This window comes from Verrucosispora sp. WMMC514, from assembly GCF_027497295.1.
Lineage (GTDB): Bacteria > Actinomycetota > Actinomycetes > Mycobacteriales > Micromonosporaceae > Micromonospora > Micromonospora palythoicola.
On sequence record NZ_CP114906.1, the window covers coordinates 6,300,784 to 6,317,702 of the forward strand.

Consider the following 16,919-nt stretch of genomic DNA (forward strand, 5'->3'; position numbering starts at 1 on the left):
GCGACGGGGGGATCCTCGATGCGACGGACGGTGTGGCGGATCCGGCTGGCCGCCGCCCTGGTGGCGGCGGGCAGCCTGGTGGTCTCGACAGCGGTGAGCAGCCCCGCGCACCCACCCGCCAGCACACCCACCGTCGTGGTCGACTGGAGCGCCGAACGGCAGCGGGTCGACGGCTTCGGCGGGTCGTTCGCGTTCCACAAGGCCGGCGGGATCCAGCGGCTCGGCGAGCCACTCACCACCCAGATGCTCGACATGGTCTTCGACGACCGGGCCGGGATCGGCCTGGACATCGTACGGGTGATGGTCGGCGACGGCGGCGGGTGGGGCGACCAGCTCTACGACGGCCCGACGCAGACGATCGCCCCCGAGCCGGGCGTCTTCGTGTGGGACCGACCCGACTGGCCGCAGCGCAAGGCCGACTTCGACGCGTACCAGGTCTGGCTGATGCGGCAGGCGCAGGCGCGCGGCGTCGAGACGATCCTCGCCAGCGTGTGGAGCCCGCCGGCGTGGATGAAGCAGAACAACAGCGTGACCTCCGCCGGCCCCACCGGCGCACCGAACAAGCTCCGACCCGAGATGTACCAGGCGTTCGCGGACTACCTCGCGGAGTACGTGCTCGGCTACGAACGCGAGTTCGGGATCCGGATCACCCACCTCTCGCCGACCAACGAACCCGACCTCTCCACCGGGTACTCCAGTTGCCAATGGACCGCCGAGGAACTGCGGGTCCTGGTCCGCGACCACCTCGGTCCCACGTTCGCGCGACGGGGCGTGACCGCGAAGATCGTGCTCGGCGAGGGCGTCGGCTTCCACGAGGGGTACGCGCTGCCCGCGATCAGCGACCCGGCGGCGAACCGGTACGTCGACGTGGTGGCGGCGCACGGCTACGCCGGGCTGATCGACGACGCCACCCGGGCCGCGCCCACCGCCTTCACCACCTCACACACGCTGGGCAAGACCATCTGGCAGACCGAGTACATGAACCAGGGCGCACCGCGTGACAGGTTGTTCGTGAACAACACGATCAGCGACGGCCTGCGCTACGCGACCCTGATCGGCAACCTGTTCGACGAGACCCGGCTGAGCGGATACTTCTGGTGGTGGCCGGTGGCGAACAACGGCGCGGACGGCTCGGACCTGATCCGACTGGTCAACACCGGCACCCCGCAGAGCGGCAACCCGACCGAGAACGGCCAGTACCGCATCTTCAAGCGGTACTACACCTTCGGTCAGTACAGCCGGTTCCTCGACCCGGGTGACGTGATGATCGGCGCCACCAGCACCCCGTCACCCGGGGTGACGGTCACCGCGTACAAGGACGAGGCGACGCACGACTTCACGGTCGTGGTGGTCAACAACAACGCGGACGACGTCCCGCTGACCGTCGATCTCACCGGCGGCTTCCCACTGCCGCCGCAGACCAGGCGGGACTGCAGGAAGGGCGGGTGGGCCCACTTCGTCAACCCGACGTTCCGCCACCAGGGTGAGTGCGTCTCCCACGTCGCCGCCGGCACGGGTCCACGTCCGTCGGTGGTGCCGTATCGCACCTCGGGCAGCGAGAACATGAAGAAGCTTGCCGACATCCGCATCCACGGCGGGTCGTTCCGCGCGAACCTCCGTGGCCGCAGCGTCACCACGTTCGTGCCGAAGTGGTCCGAGCTGCCGGCGCTACCCGACCGCAAGGACGTCTTCTCCACCTATCCGGCCGAGGAGAACGACGGGCAGTCCGCCGGCCTGCGGGTGACCACCACACCCGAGCACGGCAAGGTCGTCACCGGCGTACGCGACGGGAGCCACCTGCGCTGGGCGAACGTCAACTTCGCGGACGGCTCGGCGGCGGGCTTCGCCGACCAGAAGGGTCAACTGCGCTTGCACGCCACAGTCGCCCCGAAGGCCGGCGGTGTCATCGAGGCACGGATCGGCAGCCCGGACGGTCCGCTGGTCGGCTCGATGACCGTGCCGGCGGGGTCCGGCTCCGACTGGGTGACCGCGACGACCTGGATCGACACCGGTCCGCAGGCGGCGAACGGCTTCCACGACCTCTACCTGGTGTTCACCGGCGGTCCCGGCACCCTCTTCACCGTCGACCGCGTCGAGTTCAGCGACTGAGCACCAGCGGTGGCCATTCAGCGGCTTCAGTAGAGTCCTCGACAGACGGGTCGATCCGCCGAGGGCGTCGGGTGACCGCTGCGGTCGACCGTCTGGCCGTCGCAGGGAAGAGGTCGGGAATGGTCGACGCAGATCAGCAGCGCCGCAGCACCGTGGCGAAGGTCCTGGCCAGGGCGCTGCCCGGGACCGCCGCCGACGTGCCGTTGGCGATGGCCCGCGAGATCCTCGACGTCCTGCCCGACCTGCGTCTACTCGACGACGCCCGCGCCGCCCAGGCCACGATGGAGCAGACGATCGAGCGGATACGGACGGAGTTGGACCGCACCCCCTGGACGGTCGAACTGCCGCCGCCGGGGACCGACCTCGGCGAGGCGTTGCGGGATGAGGCCCGGCTGTTGCGGCGAAACACCGCGACGAGGACCGGCCCCTACGCCGTCGGATTCGCCGCCGGAAGTGCGGCGTTCCTGCGTTCCCTGGAGGCACGCGCCGCCACCGTGCCCCCGCGGTCGCGCCCGGATCCCGCCGGCGACAGCCCGGCGGCTTCGGTGCCGGACGACCGCCCCAACTCGGTACGGCTCGCCGTCGAGTCACGCGTCGCGGGGCTGCCGGCCGATCCGGCTGCCCGAGAGCACGGCCGGCGGATCCTCGTCGGCAACGAACTCGTCCGCTACGGTCTCGACACCGGGGTGAACTCGACCGAGCTGGCGTCAACCGTCGCCGATCTCGTGCTGGCCGCGCTACCGGAGATCGACACCCTGTCCGAGGCACTGGACGCCCTGCGGGCCAGGGAGGACGAGGTGCTGTCGCTCTGGCAGCGGCTCGCCGAGGAGCAGGCGAACCATGGGCTCACCGAGCCCGAGATACGCTGGCGCAACGCGCTGGCCGGGGAGTTACGCCAGCAGGCCGACACGGTGACACCCAACGCCGGGCTGACCGACAGCTTCACCATCGGCTTCAGCCTCGCCAGTCAGGCCCTGGCCCGCAAGCTACGCGCTCGAGCCGACGAGATCATCGTCCTGCCCGTCCCGATCGACCCCTGGGCGCTGCCGAAGGGCCACGACGAGTCCGCCTCCTGACCATCCCCCGACGCACGGGTGCCCCGGGTGCCGCCCGGCGCGGCACCCGGGGCGTCCCGGGCCCCGTCGGCCCGCCTATCCGCGCGCCACGACGGACTCGGCCGTCGCGGTGCGCCGCTGGTGGGAGCGGATCAACTCGGCGTAGCGGTGACCGCTGGCCTTGACCGTCCGCCGTTGGGTGGCGTAGTCGACGTGCACCAGACCGAACCGCTTGTCGTAGCCGTACGCCCATTCGAAGTTGTCCAGCAGTGACCAGGCGAAGTAGCCGGCCAGCGGCACACCCCGGCCGACCGCCGCGGCGCAGGCCGCCAGGTGCCGTTCCAGGTGGTCGGTGCGCTCGGTGTCGAAGACCCTGCCGTCGGCGGTGACCGTGTCCGGCCAGGCCGAGCCGCTCTCGGTGACCAGGATCCGGGCCGGGGCGTACTCCCGGCTCACCTCGACCAGCAACCGCTCCAGGCCCTCGGGGTGTACCTCCCAGTCCATCGCGGTGTGCGCCGCGCCGGGCACCGGGACCTGCCGGGCGTACGGTGCCGGTCCGTCCGGGTCGTCGGCCGCCACCTGCCGGAAGTAGTAGTTGACGCCGAGGAAGTCGGCCGGTGCGGCGATCACCGCGAGGTCGTCGCCACGTACCGGCGGCTCGACACCGTAGGTGGCGACCATGTCGGCCGGGTAGCCGCGACCGTGCAGCGGGTCCAGCCACCAACGGTTGACGTGCCCGTCCAGCCGGTGGGCGGCGGCCACGTCGGCGGGGCGGTCGCTGGCCGCGTCGATGGGGCTGAGGTTCAGCACCGGGCCGATCGAGGCCGGCCGGTCGGCGTGGGCCCGGATCGCGGCGGTGGCCAGGCCGTGGCCGAGCAGCACGTGGTGCGCGGCGGACACGGCCCGGCCCAGATCCCGCTCCCCCGGGGCCATCCGCCCTTCCAGGTGGCCGATCCAGGCGATGCAGAGCGGCTCGTTGACGGTGCACCAGTCGCTCACCCGGTCGCCGAGCCGGGCCGCGACCACCGCGGCGTAGTCGGCGAACGCCGCCGCGGTCTCCCGGCGCGGCCAGCCACCGCGGTCCTGCAACGCCTGCGGCAGATCCCAGTGGTAGAGGGTGACGTACGGCCGGATGCCGGCGGCCAGCAGCCCGTCGGTCAGGCGGTCGTAGAAGTCCAGGCCGGCGGCGTTGACCCGGCCGACCCCGTCGGGACGGACCCGGGGCCAGGCCACCGAGAAACGGTACGCACCGACGCCGAGGCCCCGCATCAGCGCCACGTCCTGCGGCCACCGGTGGTAGTGCTCGCAGGCCATCTCCCCGGTGTCGCCGTTGTCGATGGCGCCCGGCCGGGTGCAGAAGGTGTCCCAGATGGAGGGTCTGCGACCGTCGGCGGTGACGGCGCCCTCGATCTGGTAGGCCGAGGTGGCGACACCCCAGCGGAAGTCGGGCGGCAGCGTGGACAGGTCCGGCACGGGCGGGTTCTCCTCGGTTCTGGTGGTGGACGGGCTCACTTGACCGCTCCGGCGGTGAGGCCGGCGACGAAGTAGCGCTGCAGGGCCAGGAACCCGGCGACCACCGGAACGCTCACCACCAACGAGGCGGCCATCACCTGGTTCCAGTAGACGTTGAACTGGGTGGAGTAGCCCTGGAGACCGACGGCGAGGGTGCGACTGTCCTCGTTGGTCAGCACCGAGGCGAACAGCACCTCGCCCCAGGCGGTCATGAAGGCGTACACGGTCACCGCGACCACGCCGGGCACGGCGGCCGGCAGCACCACCTGGAACAGGGTGCGCAGCGGGCCGGCGCCGTCGACCTGGGCCGCCTCGTCCAGCCCGCGCGGGATCGAGTCGAAGTAGCCGACCAGCATCCAGATCGAGAACGGCAGCGAGAAGGTGAGGTAGGTGATGATCAGGCCGGTGCGGCTGGCGTAGAGCGCGATGCCGGTGGCGTTGCCGAGGTTGACGTAGATCAGGAACAGCGGCAACAGGAACAGGATGCCGGGAAACATCTGGGTCGACAGCACGGTCACCGAGAAGACCTGCCGACCCCGGAACCGGTACCGGCTGACCGCGTACGCGGCGAAGATGGCCACGCTGACCGAGAAGATGGCGGCGACACTGGCCACCAGCAGGCTGTTGAGCAGGTAACGGCCGAGCGGCACGGTCGACCACATGTCCACGAACGCCTGCAGGGTGGGACGCCGGGGCCACCAGGTGAAGGCGCCCTGCACGTCCTGCAACGGTTTGATCGCCGAGCTGACCATCACGTAGAGCGGGACGAGGACGAAGCCGGCGAGCAGGGTCAGCACGATCCGGCGCGACCAGCGTTCGGCGGCGGTCTCACCCATCGTTCCTCCGTCGGTTGGTCAGCAACAGGTATCCGGCGGTGACCAGGAGCAGGAACAGCAGCAGCACCACCGACATGGCCGAGCCGGTGCCGAAGTCCCAGGTCTGGAACGAGCTGCGGTAGATGTGCAGCGAGATGAGGTCGGCCTCGGCCGGTGCGGAGCCGCCGAAGAGGACGTACGGGGTGTTGAAGTCGTTGAAGGTCCAGAGGAAGAGCACCAGCAACAGCACCAGGTTCACCGGGCGCAGCATCGGCAGGGTGACCGAGCGCAGCCGTCGCCAGAACCCGGCGCCGTCCATCGCGGCGGCCTCGTACAGCTCGTCCGGGATGTTCTGCAGACCCGCCATCACGCAGAGGAAGGCGAACGGCCAGGTCCGCCAGATCGAGACGATCAGCAGGGCCACGAAGCTGTTGTCGCCGATCAGCCAGAACGGTGCCTGGTCGACCAGGCCCAGCTGGTCGACCAGGACGTGGTTGACCAGGCCGGTGTCGCGCTGGAAGAGGAAGGTCCAGGTGATCACCGCGGTGTAGACCGGCAGGGCGTACGGGGTGAGGAAGAGCGCCCGCAGGACGGCCCGGCCCCGGAACGGTCGCTGCAGCAGCACCGCGGCGGTGGTGCCGAGCGTCCAGGACAGGCCGACCGACAGCACCGTGTAGAGCACGGTGACCCGGAACGAGCGCAGCAGTTCGGCTCCGGCGGCGGAGTCGACGTCGAACACCACCCGGTAGTTGTCCAGCCCGACGAAGGGTGCCCCGGACCAGTCGCGGATGTGGAACTGGGTCAGCTCCAGCAGGCTCATCCAGGCACCGACGAGCATCGGGATGACGTGGATCGCCAGCTCCAGCACGACGGCCGGGGCGAGCAGCAGGTACGGCAGCAGGGACCGGCGGGGCCGGCGGGCTGCGGGGCGGGCGGGCCGGCCGGTGCCGGCGGCCCGGTCGGCGGCGGGTGGCGAGGTGGTGGTGGTCATCGAGGTCCCTTCGCGGGCTGGCCGTGGGAGGGTCGGCGGCACCTCCCACGGCCAGCGGTCCGTGGTCAGCGCATCTGCTGCTGGGCCCGGGTCAGCCTCTCCCGGACGCTGTCCTCGGTGACCGGCCTGCCGCTGGCCGCGTCGGCGAAGAGTTCCTTGATGGCGGTGCCGACGAGCGTCTCGAAGGTGCTCTCCTCGGGCACCTGCGGCAGCGGTGCCGCGGTGGTGGCCAGGGTCTGCGCGAGCACCTTCTGTTCGTCGGCGGCGAAGGCGGGGTCGGCCGCGACGGTGCCGACCGCCGGCAGCGAGCCGTACGTCTTGTTCAACGTGACCTGCTCGGTGTCGCTGGTCATGAACTTGACGAACTCCAACGCCCCGTCGAGGTTCCTGGTGTGCTTGAACACGGCGATGTTGATGCCGGCGACCATGCTGTTGACCTGTTTGCCACCGGCCGGCGGGTTGGCCAGGAAGGGCACCGGGGCCACCCCGTAGGCGTCGGCCGCCATGTTCTGTGACTTGAGGTTCGCGCCGGCGGCCTGCCAGAGCAGCATCGCGGCCTTGCCGTTGGCGAAGTCGGAGACGGACTGGTTCTGCGCGTACTCGGCGTTGCTCGGGTTGACGATCTTGTCGACGGCCATCAGGTCGATGTAGCGCTTGACGGCGGCGACGTTCTGCGGGGTGTCGAAGGTCGGCTGCCCGGCGGCGTCGAACCACTCCCCGCCGTACTGCTGAGCGAAGGTGAAGGCGTGGTGGGCGTTCTCCGACGGGTTGGCGCCCTCCACGGCGAGGCCCCACTTGCCGTCGCCGGTGAGCTTCCGGCCGACCTCGGCCATTTCCTCCCAGGTGGTCGGCGGGGCGGTGATGCCGGCGTCGGCGAAGGACTGCTTGTTGTAGTACAGCGCGTAGGCGAGGCTGTAGAGCGGTACGGCGGCCGGCGGTTTGTCCGGCGCTCCGGCGGCGGCGAGCGCGGCCGGGACGAAGCGGTCCTTCCCGCCGACCTTGTCGAGGGTGGCGTCGTCGAACTCGACGAGCGCGCCGGTGGCCTGCAGCGAGGCCGACCAGGTGTTGCCGATGTTCACCACGTCCGGGCCCTGCCCGGTGGTGGCGGCGGCCAGCAGTCGGTTGAGCAGGTCGGACCAGGGCACGACCTCGACGTTGACCTTGATGCCGGTCTGCTGTTCGAACTTGTCCAGCTCCGGCTGGAGGATCTCCTTGTCGGCCTCCAGACTGGCGCCCTGGTTGCTGGCCCAGTACGTGAGGGTCGTGCCGCCGTCGCCCGGCTCGTCGCCGGAGCCGCAGGCGGTCAGCGACGCGGCGGCCAGGACGGTCGCGGTGAGCATCGCGAGGTGTCGTCTCGACACGGTCTGCCCCTTCGGTCTCAGGGTCGTGGTGGTGGAGGAGAGAGTTACATCACGGCTTAATTAATGTCGTCATTAAAATGGTTCGGCGGAGGGTCGTCAAGCACGGGGTCGTACAGTCGCCCGGGAGCGACCGACGGGATGAGGTGACACGTGGAGCTGGCGCGGGCGACGAACCGCAGCGTCCGGTTGCGCAACCGGTCGGCCCTGCTGTCCCGGATCTTCCTCGACGGCCCGCTGACCCGGCAGGATCTCGTCCGGGCCACCGGGCTCAGCCAGCCCGCGGTCAGCAACGTGGTCGGCGACCTGATCGACGAGGGGCTGGTGATGGAGGCCGGCGCCGCCGAGTCCGACGGTGGCCGGCCGAGCATGATGCTGCGGGTGGCGCCGCGCCACGCCGTCGTGGTCGGCGTCGACGTGGGCGAGACCCGGGTACGCGTCGAACTGTTCGACCTCACGATGACCGTGCTGGGCAGCGTCGAGTACCCGCTGGAACACAACGGCACCAAGCCGGCGACGGTGGCCGGGCACGTGCTGGCCGGCATCGACCGGGTGCTGGCCGACTCGGGGATCCCCCGGTCCGAGGTGCTCGGCGTCGGCGTCGGTGTATCCGGGGTGGTCGAGCAGGGCAGCCAGGCGATCGTGGACGCGCAGACCCTGGGCTGGCACCGGGTGCCGCTGCAACGGCTGATCGCCGAGGGCACCGACCTGCCGCTGCACCTCGACAACGGCGCGAAGACCCTCGGCCAGGCGGAGATGTGGTTCGGCGCCGGGCGGGGCGCCCGGCACGCCGTGTTCGCCCTGGTCGGGTCCGGCGTCGGCGCGGCCGTGGTGACAAACGGCGTCACCTACCGGGGTGCGTCCAGCAGCGCCGGCGAATGGGGTCACACCACCCTGGTGTACGGCGGCCGGCCCTGCCGCTGCGGCGCCCGCGGTTGCCTGGAGGCGTACGTCGGCGCCGAGGCGGTCATCGACCGCTACCGGGAGGCCCGACGCGGCCGACCGGCACCCGGCGAGGACGAGGAGTCCCAGCTCGGCGCGCTGGTGGCGGCGGCGGAGAAATCGGAGACCGCGCGGCGGGTCCTCGACGAGACCGCCGACTACCTGGGCGCCGGTGTGGCCAACCTGATCAACCTGTTCAACCCGGAGCGGGTGGTGCTGGGCGGCTGGGCCGCGATGGCGCTGGGCGGACTGCTGCCCGCCATCCGCGCGGCCGCCGGCCGCCAGGCCCTGCGCGCACCGTACGCGCAGACCACCATCGAACTGGGCCGGCTCGGCGTCGACGCGGTCGCGCTCGGCGCCGCCACCCTGCCCATCGCCCGCCTGCTCGCCAACGGCGGCACCCGCCGCTGACGGAGACCCTCACCGCCGCAGGCCCCGGACACCCGGCAGGCCGCCCGCCACCGCCTCGGCCGGAGCGTCATACGACGGCGGGCAGCCCTCCTCCGCGGGCACTTCTACCCGCGCGGGAATCCCGGCGACCCGGTCCGCCGACCCGTCACCCTCGGCGACATCACGTCCGACCGGCCTGCTACCCACGGCACGCTTTGCTCTGCTTCAACCGACGCAACGGTCACGCTCCGTCGCGCCACGCGGTCGAGCGGCGCATCACCTCCAACGCGCCGCCGCTGCTCAACGGCTATTGCGTGGATTGAAGCAGAGCAAAGCGCGGCGAGTGCAGGTGGAAAGGGCGGCCGAAGGCGACACGCTCAGTGAGGCTCACCCAGTGTCATCAACAGGGCGAATGCAGATCGATGTCTTGACGGCGACGCAACGTCGCCGCAACACTCTTCCGCAAGCGCGCTCCCCGCACCGCGGTGCCAACCCGGCGGCATCATCGTGCGGCAGCGTCAGCCGTCCCGAATCCCCGTCGCGCCCGTCGTCAGCAGCCCCTCGACCGACAGGCGACGTCATGACACCACCCGTTTCCCTCGTACCATCCGCGCCAGGCCGCAGACCGCGCACCCGCGGCCTGCTCACCGGCCTGGCGGTGGCTCTGGCCGCCGCGCTGGTTCCGACCGTCGGCGCGGTGCCCGCCCAGGCCGCGCCGGTCCTGCTCTCCCAGGGCCGGCCGGCCACCGCCTCCTCCACCGAAGGCGGCGCCTTCCCCGCCTCGGCGGCCGTCGACGGCAACACCGGCACTCGCTGGTCCAGCGCCTTCAGCGACCCCCAGTGGCTCCGGGTCGACCTGGGCAGCCGCGCCACGATCACCGGCGTCACCCTGCGTTGGGAGGCCGCGTACGCCCGGGCCTTCCAGATCCAGACCTCCGACGACGGCACCGCCTGGACCACCATCCACAGCACCACCACCGGTGGCGGCGGAACCCAGACGCTCACCGTCACCGGCAGCGGTCGCTATGTCCGGATGTACGGCACCCAGCGGGCCACCGGCTACGGCTACTCGCTGTGGGAGTTCCAGGTCTTCGGCGAGTTCGGCGGTGGCGGACCGGGTGACCCGGTCGAACCGACCGATCCACGGAACCCGAACCTCGGCCCGAACACGTACGTGTTCGATCCCGCCACCCCCACCGCCACCATCCAGAACCGGCTGGACACCATCTTCAGCCAGCAGGAGACCAACCAGTTCGGCCCGCAGCGGTACGCCGTGCTGTTCAAGCCGGGCACCTACACCGCCGACGTCAACCTCGGCTTCTTCACCCAAGTCGCCGGGCTCGGCATGTCCCCCGACGACGTCAACCTCATCGGGCACGTCCGCGCCGAGGCGGCCTGGTTCGGCGGCAACGCCACGCAGAACTTCTGGCGGGCCGCGGAGAACCTGTCCGTGACCCTGCCCGCCGGGACGGTCGTCGAGCGGTGGGCGGTGTCCCAGGCCGCGCCGTACCGGCGGATGCACCTACGCGGCGGGCAGAACCAGATCCAGCTCTGGGACGGATACACCGGCTGGTCCAGCGGCGGGCTGATGGCCGACACCCGCATCGACGGGCTGGTGGTCTCCGGTTCGCAGCAGCAGTGGTACTCGCGTAACAGCGAGTTCGGCAACGGCTGGACCGGCTCGGTGTGGAACATGGTGTTCCAGGGGGTGGCCGGCGCGCCGACGCCGAACTTCCCGAACCCGTCACACACCGTCATCCCCACCACGCCGCTGGTCCGGGAGAAGCCCTTCCTCTACGTCGACGGCACCGGCGAGTACCGGGTCTTCGTGCCGGCGCTGCGGGCGAACTCCGCCGGCACCAGCTGGTACAACAAGACCCCGGCCGGCTCGTCCATCTCGCTGGCCGACTTCTTCATCGTCCGGCCGGGCACCTCGGCGGCGACCATCAACAACGCCCTGGCCCAGGGTCGGCACCTGCTGTTCACCCCGGGCGTGCACCGGGTCACCGAACCCATCCGGGTCAACCGGGCCGACACCGTCGTCCTCGGCCTCGGGCTGGCCACCATCCAGGCCGACAACGGCACCGTCGCGATGCGGGTCGCCGACGTCGACGGGGTCAAGGTCGCCGGCATCATGTTCGAGGCCGGCGCCGTCAGCTCCCCGGTGCTGATGGAGGTCGGCCCGACCGGCTCCGCGGCCAGCCACGCCGCCAATCCCACCTCGCTGCACGACGTCTTCTTCCGCATCGGCGGGCCGGGCGTCGGCCGGGCCGCCACCAGCCTGGTGGTCAACAGCGACCACGTCATCGGCGACCACATGTGGCTGTGGCGGGCCGACCACGGCGACGGCGTCGGCTGGACGGTCAACACCGCCGACACCGGGCTGATCGTCAACGGCGACAACGTCACCATGTACGGCCTCTTCGTCGAGCACTACCAGAAGTACCAGACCATCTGGAACGGCAACGGCGGCCGGACGTACTTCTACCAGAACGAACTGCCGTACGACCCGCCCAACCAGGCGGCCTGGATGAACGGCTCGACCCGGGGCTACGCCGCGTACAAGGTGGCCGATTCGGTGACCAGTCACCAGGCGTGGGGGTTGGGCAGCTACGCCTACTTCAACGTCGACCCGTCGGTGGTCGCCGAGCGGTCGTTCGAGGTGCCGAACCATCCGAACGTGCGGTTCACCAACATGGTGACCGTGTCCCTCGGTGGGGTCGGCACCATCAACCGGATGATCAACAATGTCGGCACCACGGTCAACGCCAGCAACCAGGTGTCCTACCTGACCGCGTACCCGTAGACCGATCGACGCGGGCCCGGCCGGTGACACCGGCCGGGCCCGCACCCGCCGACCCCCGGCCCGGCTCAGCCCGGTCGGGCAGGGCCATCCTCGACCGTCGCGTCCACCGGACCCACCCGCAGGACGCCATCGGTCAGCGGGGTGCAGCGGACGCCGCCCCGGCCGCGCAGGCCGCGCCAGGCGCCCGGCCCGACGGTCACGTCCATCCAGGCGCACGGGTGTGCCGCCCGGTTCAGCCGCAGCCGGACCGGCCCCTGACCCGAGTCGAGCACCAGCACCGAGCCGACCAGGTCGTCCACGGGGATGCCACTGGTCAGAATGTTGCGCCGGACCTGAGCCAGGCCGGCACCCGGCGGCAACGACTCGGCTGCGATGACGGTGACGCTGGCCTGGCGGTGCGCGGCCTTGCCGAAGTACCGGTCCCCGACGATGCCCAGCTCCGCCCGGAGCTGGATCTCGTCCACCAGTTCGTCACCCGGCACCGGCACCGGGCCGTCCGCCGGCCGGCCCACGAACCGGTGCACGGGTGAGGCCAGCAACTGGACGATCTCCGGCATACCCAGACTCTAGGCCGCACGGTAACCCGACGGTCAGGAGAAGCGGCGACCCTCGTCGCGCCGGTACGCCCAGCCGGCGAGCGACGCCAGCCCGACGACCCACACCCCCAGCATGATCATCGAAAGTGGCTCGGGCCGGAAGTCGCCCACCGCGCTCCACATCAACTCGACCGCGCCCCGCGTGGGCAGGAACGGCGCGATCGCCTCGATGAAGGCGGGTGCCTGACCGGGCGCGGTGAGCAGTCCGCCGCCCACGGCCAGCGGGAAGAACACCAGTTGGGCGACCACGATCGCCGCCTTGCTCGGCAGGGCGTACCCGATGGCCAGCCCCATCAGCGTGAACGGCACCGACACCAGCGCGACGGCGACGGTGGCGAGCGCGAACCCCGCCACGGAGGTCCGCGCCTCGGTGAGCAGGGCCGCGATGAGCACCACCGGCAGCAGCGACAGATAGGTGAGGGTCAGCCCGGCCAGGACCCGGCCGGCGAACCGGGGTGCCGGCCCCACCGGCAGGGTCCGCAGGTACGGATCCCACGGTTGGGCCCGGTCCTCGGCGACGCCGACGCCGTACTGGAAGACGTTCGCGCTGAGCACCGCGAAGGTGACCATGGCGGCGGTGGCGTAGGTGGCCCCGACGGCGTCGTCACCGACGGCCGGTACCACGAAGAAGAGCATCGCGACTGCGGGAAAGAACGCGCTGCCGAACACCGCGACCGGGGTCCGGACGAGTTCCAGCAGTTGGTAGCGGGCGTGGGCCAGGGCGTACTGCACGGCGTCTCCTCAGGCGGTGGTCGGTACGCCGGCCTCCGCCGGCCGGCTCTCGGCGGTGATGGTGAGGAACGCCTCCTCCAGCGAGGTGGGTCGGACCTCCAGGTCACGGAAGGCCACACCGGCGGTGACCAGGTGGCGGACCAGTTGGTCGGCGTCGCCGGTGAGCAGGTGGATCCGCTCCCGGTCCCGTTCCACCCGGACCACGTCCGGCAGGGTCGGCAGCTCGTCGGCGGTCAGGCTGACCCGACGCAGGCCGACCACGCCACGGATGGCGGCGACACTGTCGTCGGCGAGCACCCGGCCCTGCCCGATGACCACCACCCGCTGGGCCAGCGCCTCGATCTCCTCCAGGTAGTGGCTGGTGAGCAGGACCGTGCCACCGTCGGCGTGGAAGGCCCGGATCGCGTCCCACAGCGCGTGCCGGGCCTCGACGTCGAGCCCGGTGGTCGGCTCGTCGAGCAGGACCAGCCGGGGCCGACCGACGAAGGCCAGCGCCACCGCCAGTCGCCGCCGCTGCCCGCCGGACAGGCCGCCCGTCTGCCGCCGGGCCAGATCAGCCAGACCGAACCGGTCAAGCAACTCGGCCCGTGGCACCGGGTCGGGAAAGTGCGCGCCGACGAAGTCGACCACCTCACCGACGCGGAGCGAGCCGGGCAGCCCGGTCTCCTGAGGAGTGACCCCGACCCAGCGGCGGTACGCGGGGTCCCGAGGATCGCCGTCGAACAGCAGCACCCGGCCGCCGGTGGGGCGGCGCAGCCCGACGAGCAGGTTGAGCAGGGTGCTCTTGCCGGCGCCGTTCGGCCCGAGCAGACCGACCAGTTCGCCGGCCCACACGTCCAGGTCCACCCGGTCGAGGGCCAGGACGTCACCGTAGCGTCGGGTGGCCTGTTCGGCCCGGGCGAGAATCATGGTGTCTCCTTGACATCGGCGGGCGCCAGCAGCGCGCGGATCGCCTCCGTGTACTCCTCGAAGGCCAGGCGACCACGGCTGGTGAGGGCGATCAGGGTGGCCGGGGTACGACCCCGGTGGGTCTTGGTGACGGCGACGTAGCCGGCCTCCTCCAGCCGCCGCAGGTGCACCGAGAGGTTTCCCGCGCTCATCCCCAGCAGCTCCTGCAGGCGCGGAAAGGTCACCTGATCACGATCGGGCAGGGCGGACAGGGCGGCGACCACCCGCAGCCGGGCCTGGGCGTGGATCACCGGGTCGAGTTCGGTCATCGCCGGCCCCGGCGACGCAGCCAGCCCAGCAGCCCGGCGAGCAGCATCCCTCCGCCGCCGGCGACCGCGACGACCAGGGCGTGCCAGCCGGGACCGGCGATGGTGCCCAGCAGGTTGACCGCGGTGATCCAGACGCCGAGCAGAAACAGGGTGCGGTCCAACCAGATCGCGCCGCCGGCCATGTGCAGGATGCCGGTCAGGCCCACCGCGAGGGCCGACCAGAGCAGCCCGACGAGGTCCGGCGGGAGGCTGTCGGACAGCCGGCCGGCGAGCACGAAGAGGGTGAGGAAGCCGAGTCCCCAGGACCAGCCGTACCAGGCGCCGCGCCGGGCGGACTCGCCGGCCACCTGCCCGTACGCCCGCGCGCCGGCCACCGCCGAGACGGCACCGGCGGCGGCCAGCAGGACGAACAACGTGGTCAGCGGCAGCCAGGAGGGCATCTCGACCAGGGGCACGTCACCCGGCGAGAAGTGGAGGAAGTGCAGCCCGAAGCCGATCAGCCAGGCCAGACCCCAGGGCCAGTAGTAGGCACGTGGGTCCGGTTCGAACTGACGCGCGGCGGTCGCCCGCTGCTCGTCGATCAGTCGCAGGGCCGCGGCCGGGTTCTCGGGGGGCAGGTCATCGTCGACTGTCACGCAAACTACTTTATGACGCAAAGTCAAGCCTGCTGACGGTGGACCCGCCGGTGGCCCGGCGCACCTCGCTGGTCTGCGGACCGGTCAGCGGTCCACAGACCAACGTGGTCGCTTGTCAGCCGGCGCAGGTCGCCGTGATCCCGGACGGCGCCGTGCCGGCCGAGGCGAGCAGCCCGAACGTGGTGGTGCCGCCCGGCGCGACGGTGCCGTTGTACGACGCGTTGCGGATCGTGACGTCAGCGCCGGCGCCGGCGGACACGCCACCCCAGACCGACTGGATCCGCTCGTCGCCGGACCACCGCCACCGCACGAGCCAGCCGTCGAGCGACTCGCTGCCGGTGTTGCGTACGGTGACCGTGGCAACGAAGCCGCCGCCCCACCGCGCGTCGATCGTCGCCGTCGCGCTGCACGCCGACAACGGTTCGGTCCGCGCCGGGCCGCCGATGACGTACGGGTCTCGCCGGGCGTCGACGTCGCTGAACCGGAACCAGTACTCGGTGTCCGGGGTCAGCCCGTCGAGCGTCACCTGCCCGTTGCGCTCCAGCCCGGTCACCGCCTCGGCCACCGGATTCTGCCAGGTCGCCGCGTCTTCGTAACTGGCGAAGAGCAGCACGGTCATCGGCAGGTCGTAACCGCAGGGCGGGCCGCTGAACATCAGGGAGTAGCTGACGGTCATCGTGGTGGCGGTGACTCCGGTGACCATGCCGCTGATCGGCAGGGCCGGCGGGCACGCGACCGTCGGGGTCGCGGTCGGGCTGACGGTCGTCATCAGGCCCGGGGCCGCGATCGGGGCGGCCGGGGCGTTGGCGGCACCGGCCGCCGTGACCCCGGCGACAGCGGCCAGGGTCACGGCGGTCAACACCACGCCGAACGTGCGAAGCATCCGTTACCTCCAGGAGACGGGGACCGGCGGGGTCGGCTCAGCGCCGACCGACGGCCGGTGGGTCGTCGGGCGCCGGCGACCGGACCGCTGACGGCGTCGTCAGCGGATGTCACGGTGACGGCACGTGCGAGAGAGAACTGCCCGGATGCGTGGCACGGACGGAGCGCGCCAACGCCCGTCGAGTGACCGCACCGGCTCCCAGACGCGGTCGACGAGCCCGAGTCTCTCAGTCGACGTCCCTCGATACAACCGGCCGGTCCGGCAGACCGGATCCTCGCCGGACGGCGGGTGTCGCATCAGGACCGGGTGCCGGAACTCCGCCCGTCGCGCGGGATCACCCCATCGACTTGGCGCCGTCGACGGCCTCCCGGATGATGTCGGCGTGCCCGGCGTGCTGGGACGTCTCCGCGATGATGTGCAGCAGCACCCGGCGGGCCGACCAGCGGGCGCCCGGCTCGAACCAGGGCGCCTCCGGCAACGGCTGACCGGCGTCGAGGTCGGCCAGGGTGACGACGAGCTCGTCGGTGCGGCGGGCCACCTCGTCGTACGCCGCCAGAATGCCGGCCAGGGTCTCCCCCGGCAGCATCTGGAACGACTGCGCGTGGCGCTCGTAGGCGCCCGGGTCGTCCGAGCCGCCCATCGCCGTGGGACCCTCGAGGATGAAGTCGACCCAGCCGCGCTCGGTGTGTGCGACATGCTTGATCACACCACCCACGCACAGCTCGCTCACGGTGCTGCGCTCGGCGGCCTGCTGGTCGGTCAGGTCCCGCGCGGTGTTGCGCAGGAAGAAGCGGTGCTGGCGCAGGGTCTGGAGCAGGTCGGCACGCTCGGCTGGCAGATCGGTTTCGGTCATGGTCGGCCCTTCATCGGCGGTCAGC

15 protein-coding genes are annotated in these 16,919 nt (G+C 71.4%); 4 read left to right on the plus strand and 11 right to left on the minus strand.

Annotated elements, in window-relative coordinates:
• The first annotated feature begins 18 nt into the window (after positions 1 to 18).
• Together O7597_RS29240 and O7597_RS29245 are read left to right on the plus strand one after the other, a co-directional pair.
• A complete protein-coding gene (locus O7597_RS29240) occupies positions 19 to 2,109 on the plus strand; it encodes a glycoside hydrolase (protein WP_281581355.1) in 2,091 nt (696 codons plus the stop codon).
• A gap of 119 nt (positions 2,110 to 2,228) precedes the next feature.
• On the plus strand, positions 2,229 to 3,185 hold the full coding sequence (locus tag O7597_RS29245; protein WP_281581356.1) for a hypothetical protein: 957 nt from the start codon (positions 2,229 to 2,231) through the stop codon (positions 3,183 to 3,185).
• Positions 3,186 to 3,260: 75 nt separating this feature from the next.
• Here O7597_RS29245 and O7597_RS29250 read toward each other — a convergent pair whose 3' ends face one another.
• The 4 genes from O7597_RS29250 to O7597_RS29265 form a co-directional block, all read right to left on the minus strand.
• The gene (locus O7597_RS29250) at positions 3,261 to 4,676 is read right to left on the minus strand and encodes a GH1 family beta-glucosidase (RefSeq protein WP_281581357.1); all 1,416 of its coding nucleotides are present in this window, start codon (positions 4,674 to 4,676) and stop codon (positions 3,261 to 3,263) included.
• The gene (locus O7597_RS29255) at positions 4,673 to 5,512 is read right to left on the minus strand and encodes a carbohydrate ABC transporter permease (protein WP_281581358.1); all 840 of its coding nucleotides are present in this window, start codon (positions 5,510 to 5,512) and stop codon (positions 4,673 to 4,675) included. Before O7597_RS29255 ends, O7597_RS29250 begins: the two co-directional genes overlap by 4 nt.
• Positions 5,505 to 6,482, minus strand: a complete 978-nt coding sequence (locus O7597_RS29260) for a sugar ABC transporter permease (protein ID WP_281581359.1) — start codon at positions 6,480 to 6,482, stop codon at positions 5,505 to 5,507. Before O7597_RS29260 ends, O7597_RS29255 begins: the two co-directional genes overlap by 8 nt.
• A 65-nt stretch (positions 6,483 to 6,547) precedes the next feature.
• The gene (locus O7597_RS29265) at positions 6,548 to 7,843 is read right to left on the minus strand and encodes a sugar ABC transporter substrate-binding protein (RefSeq protein WP_281581360.1); all 1,296 of its coding nucleotides are present in this window, start codon (positions 7,841 to 7,843) and stop codon (positions 6,548 to 6,550) included.
• 150 nt (positions 7,844 to 7,993) lie between these two features.
• Here O7597_RS29265 and O7597_RS29270 point away from each other — a divergent pair, with 150 nt between their 5' ends.
• The gene (locus tag O7597_RS29270; protein ID WP_281581361.1) at positions 7,994 to 9,193 is read left to right on the plus strand and encodes an ROK family transcriptional regulator; all 1,200 of its coding nucleotides are present in this window, start codon (positions 7,994 to 7,996) and stop codon (positions 9,191 to 9,193) included.
• Positions 9,194 to 9,752: 559 nt separating this feature from the next.
• Complete coding sequence (locus O7597_RS29275; protein ID WP_281581362.1) at positions 9,753 to 11,978, plus strand: discoidin domain-containing protein; 2,226 nt, start codon at positions 9,753 to 9,755, stop codon at positions 11,976 to 11,978.
• 65 nt (positions 11,979 to 12,043) lie between these two features.
• Here the strand turns inward: O7597_RS29275 and O7597_RS29280 are convergent, their stop codons facing one another.
• From O7597_RS29280 to O7597_RS29310, 7 genes are all read right to left on the minus strand, one after another.
• Positions 12,044 to 12,535, minus strand: a complete 492-nt coding sequence (locus O7597_RS29280) for a molybdenum cofactor biosysynthesis protein (RefSeq protein ID WP_269741920.1) — start codon at positions 12,533 to 12,535, stop codon at positions 12,044 to 12,046.
• Positions 12,536 to 12,568: 33 nt separating this feature from the next.
• Positions 12,569 to 13,306, minus strand: a complete 738-nt coding sequence (locus O7597_RS29285; protein ID WP_281581363.1) for an ABC transporter permease — start codon at positions 13,304 to 13,306, stop codon at positions 12,569 to 12,571.
• Between the two features lie 9 nt (positions 13,307 to 13,315).
• On the minus strand, positions 13,316 to 14,215 hold the full coding sequence (locus O7597_RS29290; protein WP_281581364.1) for an ABC transporter ATP-binding protein: 900 nt from the start codon (positions 14,213 to 14,215) through the stop codon (positions 13,316 to 13,318).
• Positions 14,212 to 14,523, minus strand: a complete 312-nt coding sequence (locus tag O7597_RS29295; RefSeq protein ID WP_269741922.1) for a transcriptional regulator — start codon at positions 14,521 to 14,523, stop codon at positions 14,212 to 14,214. Before O7597_RS29295 ends, O7597_RS29290 begins: the two co-directional genes overlap by 4 nt.
• On the minus strand, positions 14,520 to 15,158 hold the full coding sequence (locus O7597_RS29300) for a transporter (protein WP_269741923.1): 639 nt from the start codon (positions 15,156 to 15,158) through the stop codon (positions 14,520 to 14,522). Before O7597_RS29300 ends, O7597_RS29295 begins: the two co-directional genes overlap by 4 nt.
• Positions 15,159 to 15,273: 115 nt before the next feature.
• Positions 15,274 to 16,041 carry a cellulose binding domain-containing protein gene (locus O7597_RS29305; protein ID WP_281581365.1) on the minus strand — a complete coding sequence of 256 codons (768 nt, stop codon included), beginning with the start codon at positions 16,039 to 16,041 and terminating at the stop codon, positions 15,274 to 15,276.
• Positions 16,042 to 16,375: 334 nt separating this feature from the next.
• Complete coding sequence (locus O7597_RS29310; RefSeq protein WP_269741925.1) at positions 16,376 to 16,894, minus strand: DinB family protein; 519 nt, start codon at positions 16,892 to 16,894, stop codon at positions 16,376 to 16,378.
• Between the last annotated feature and the right edge of the window lie 25 nt (positions 16,895 to 16,919).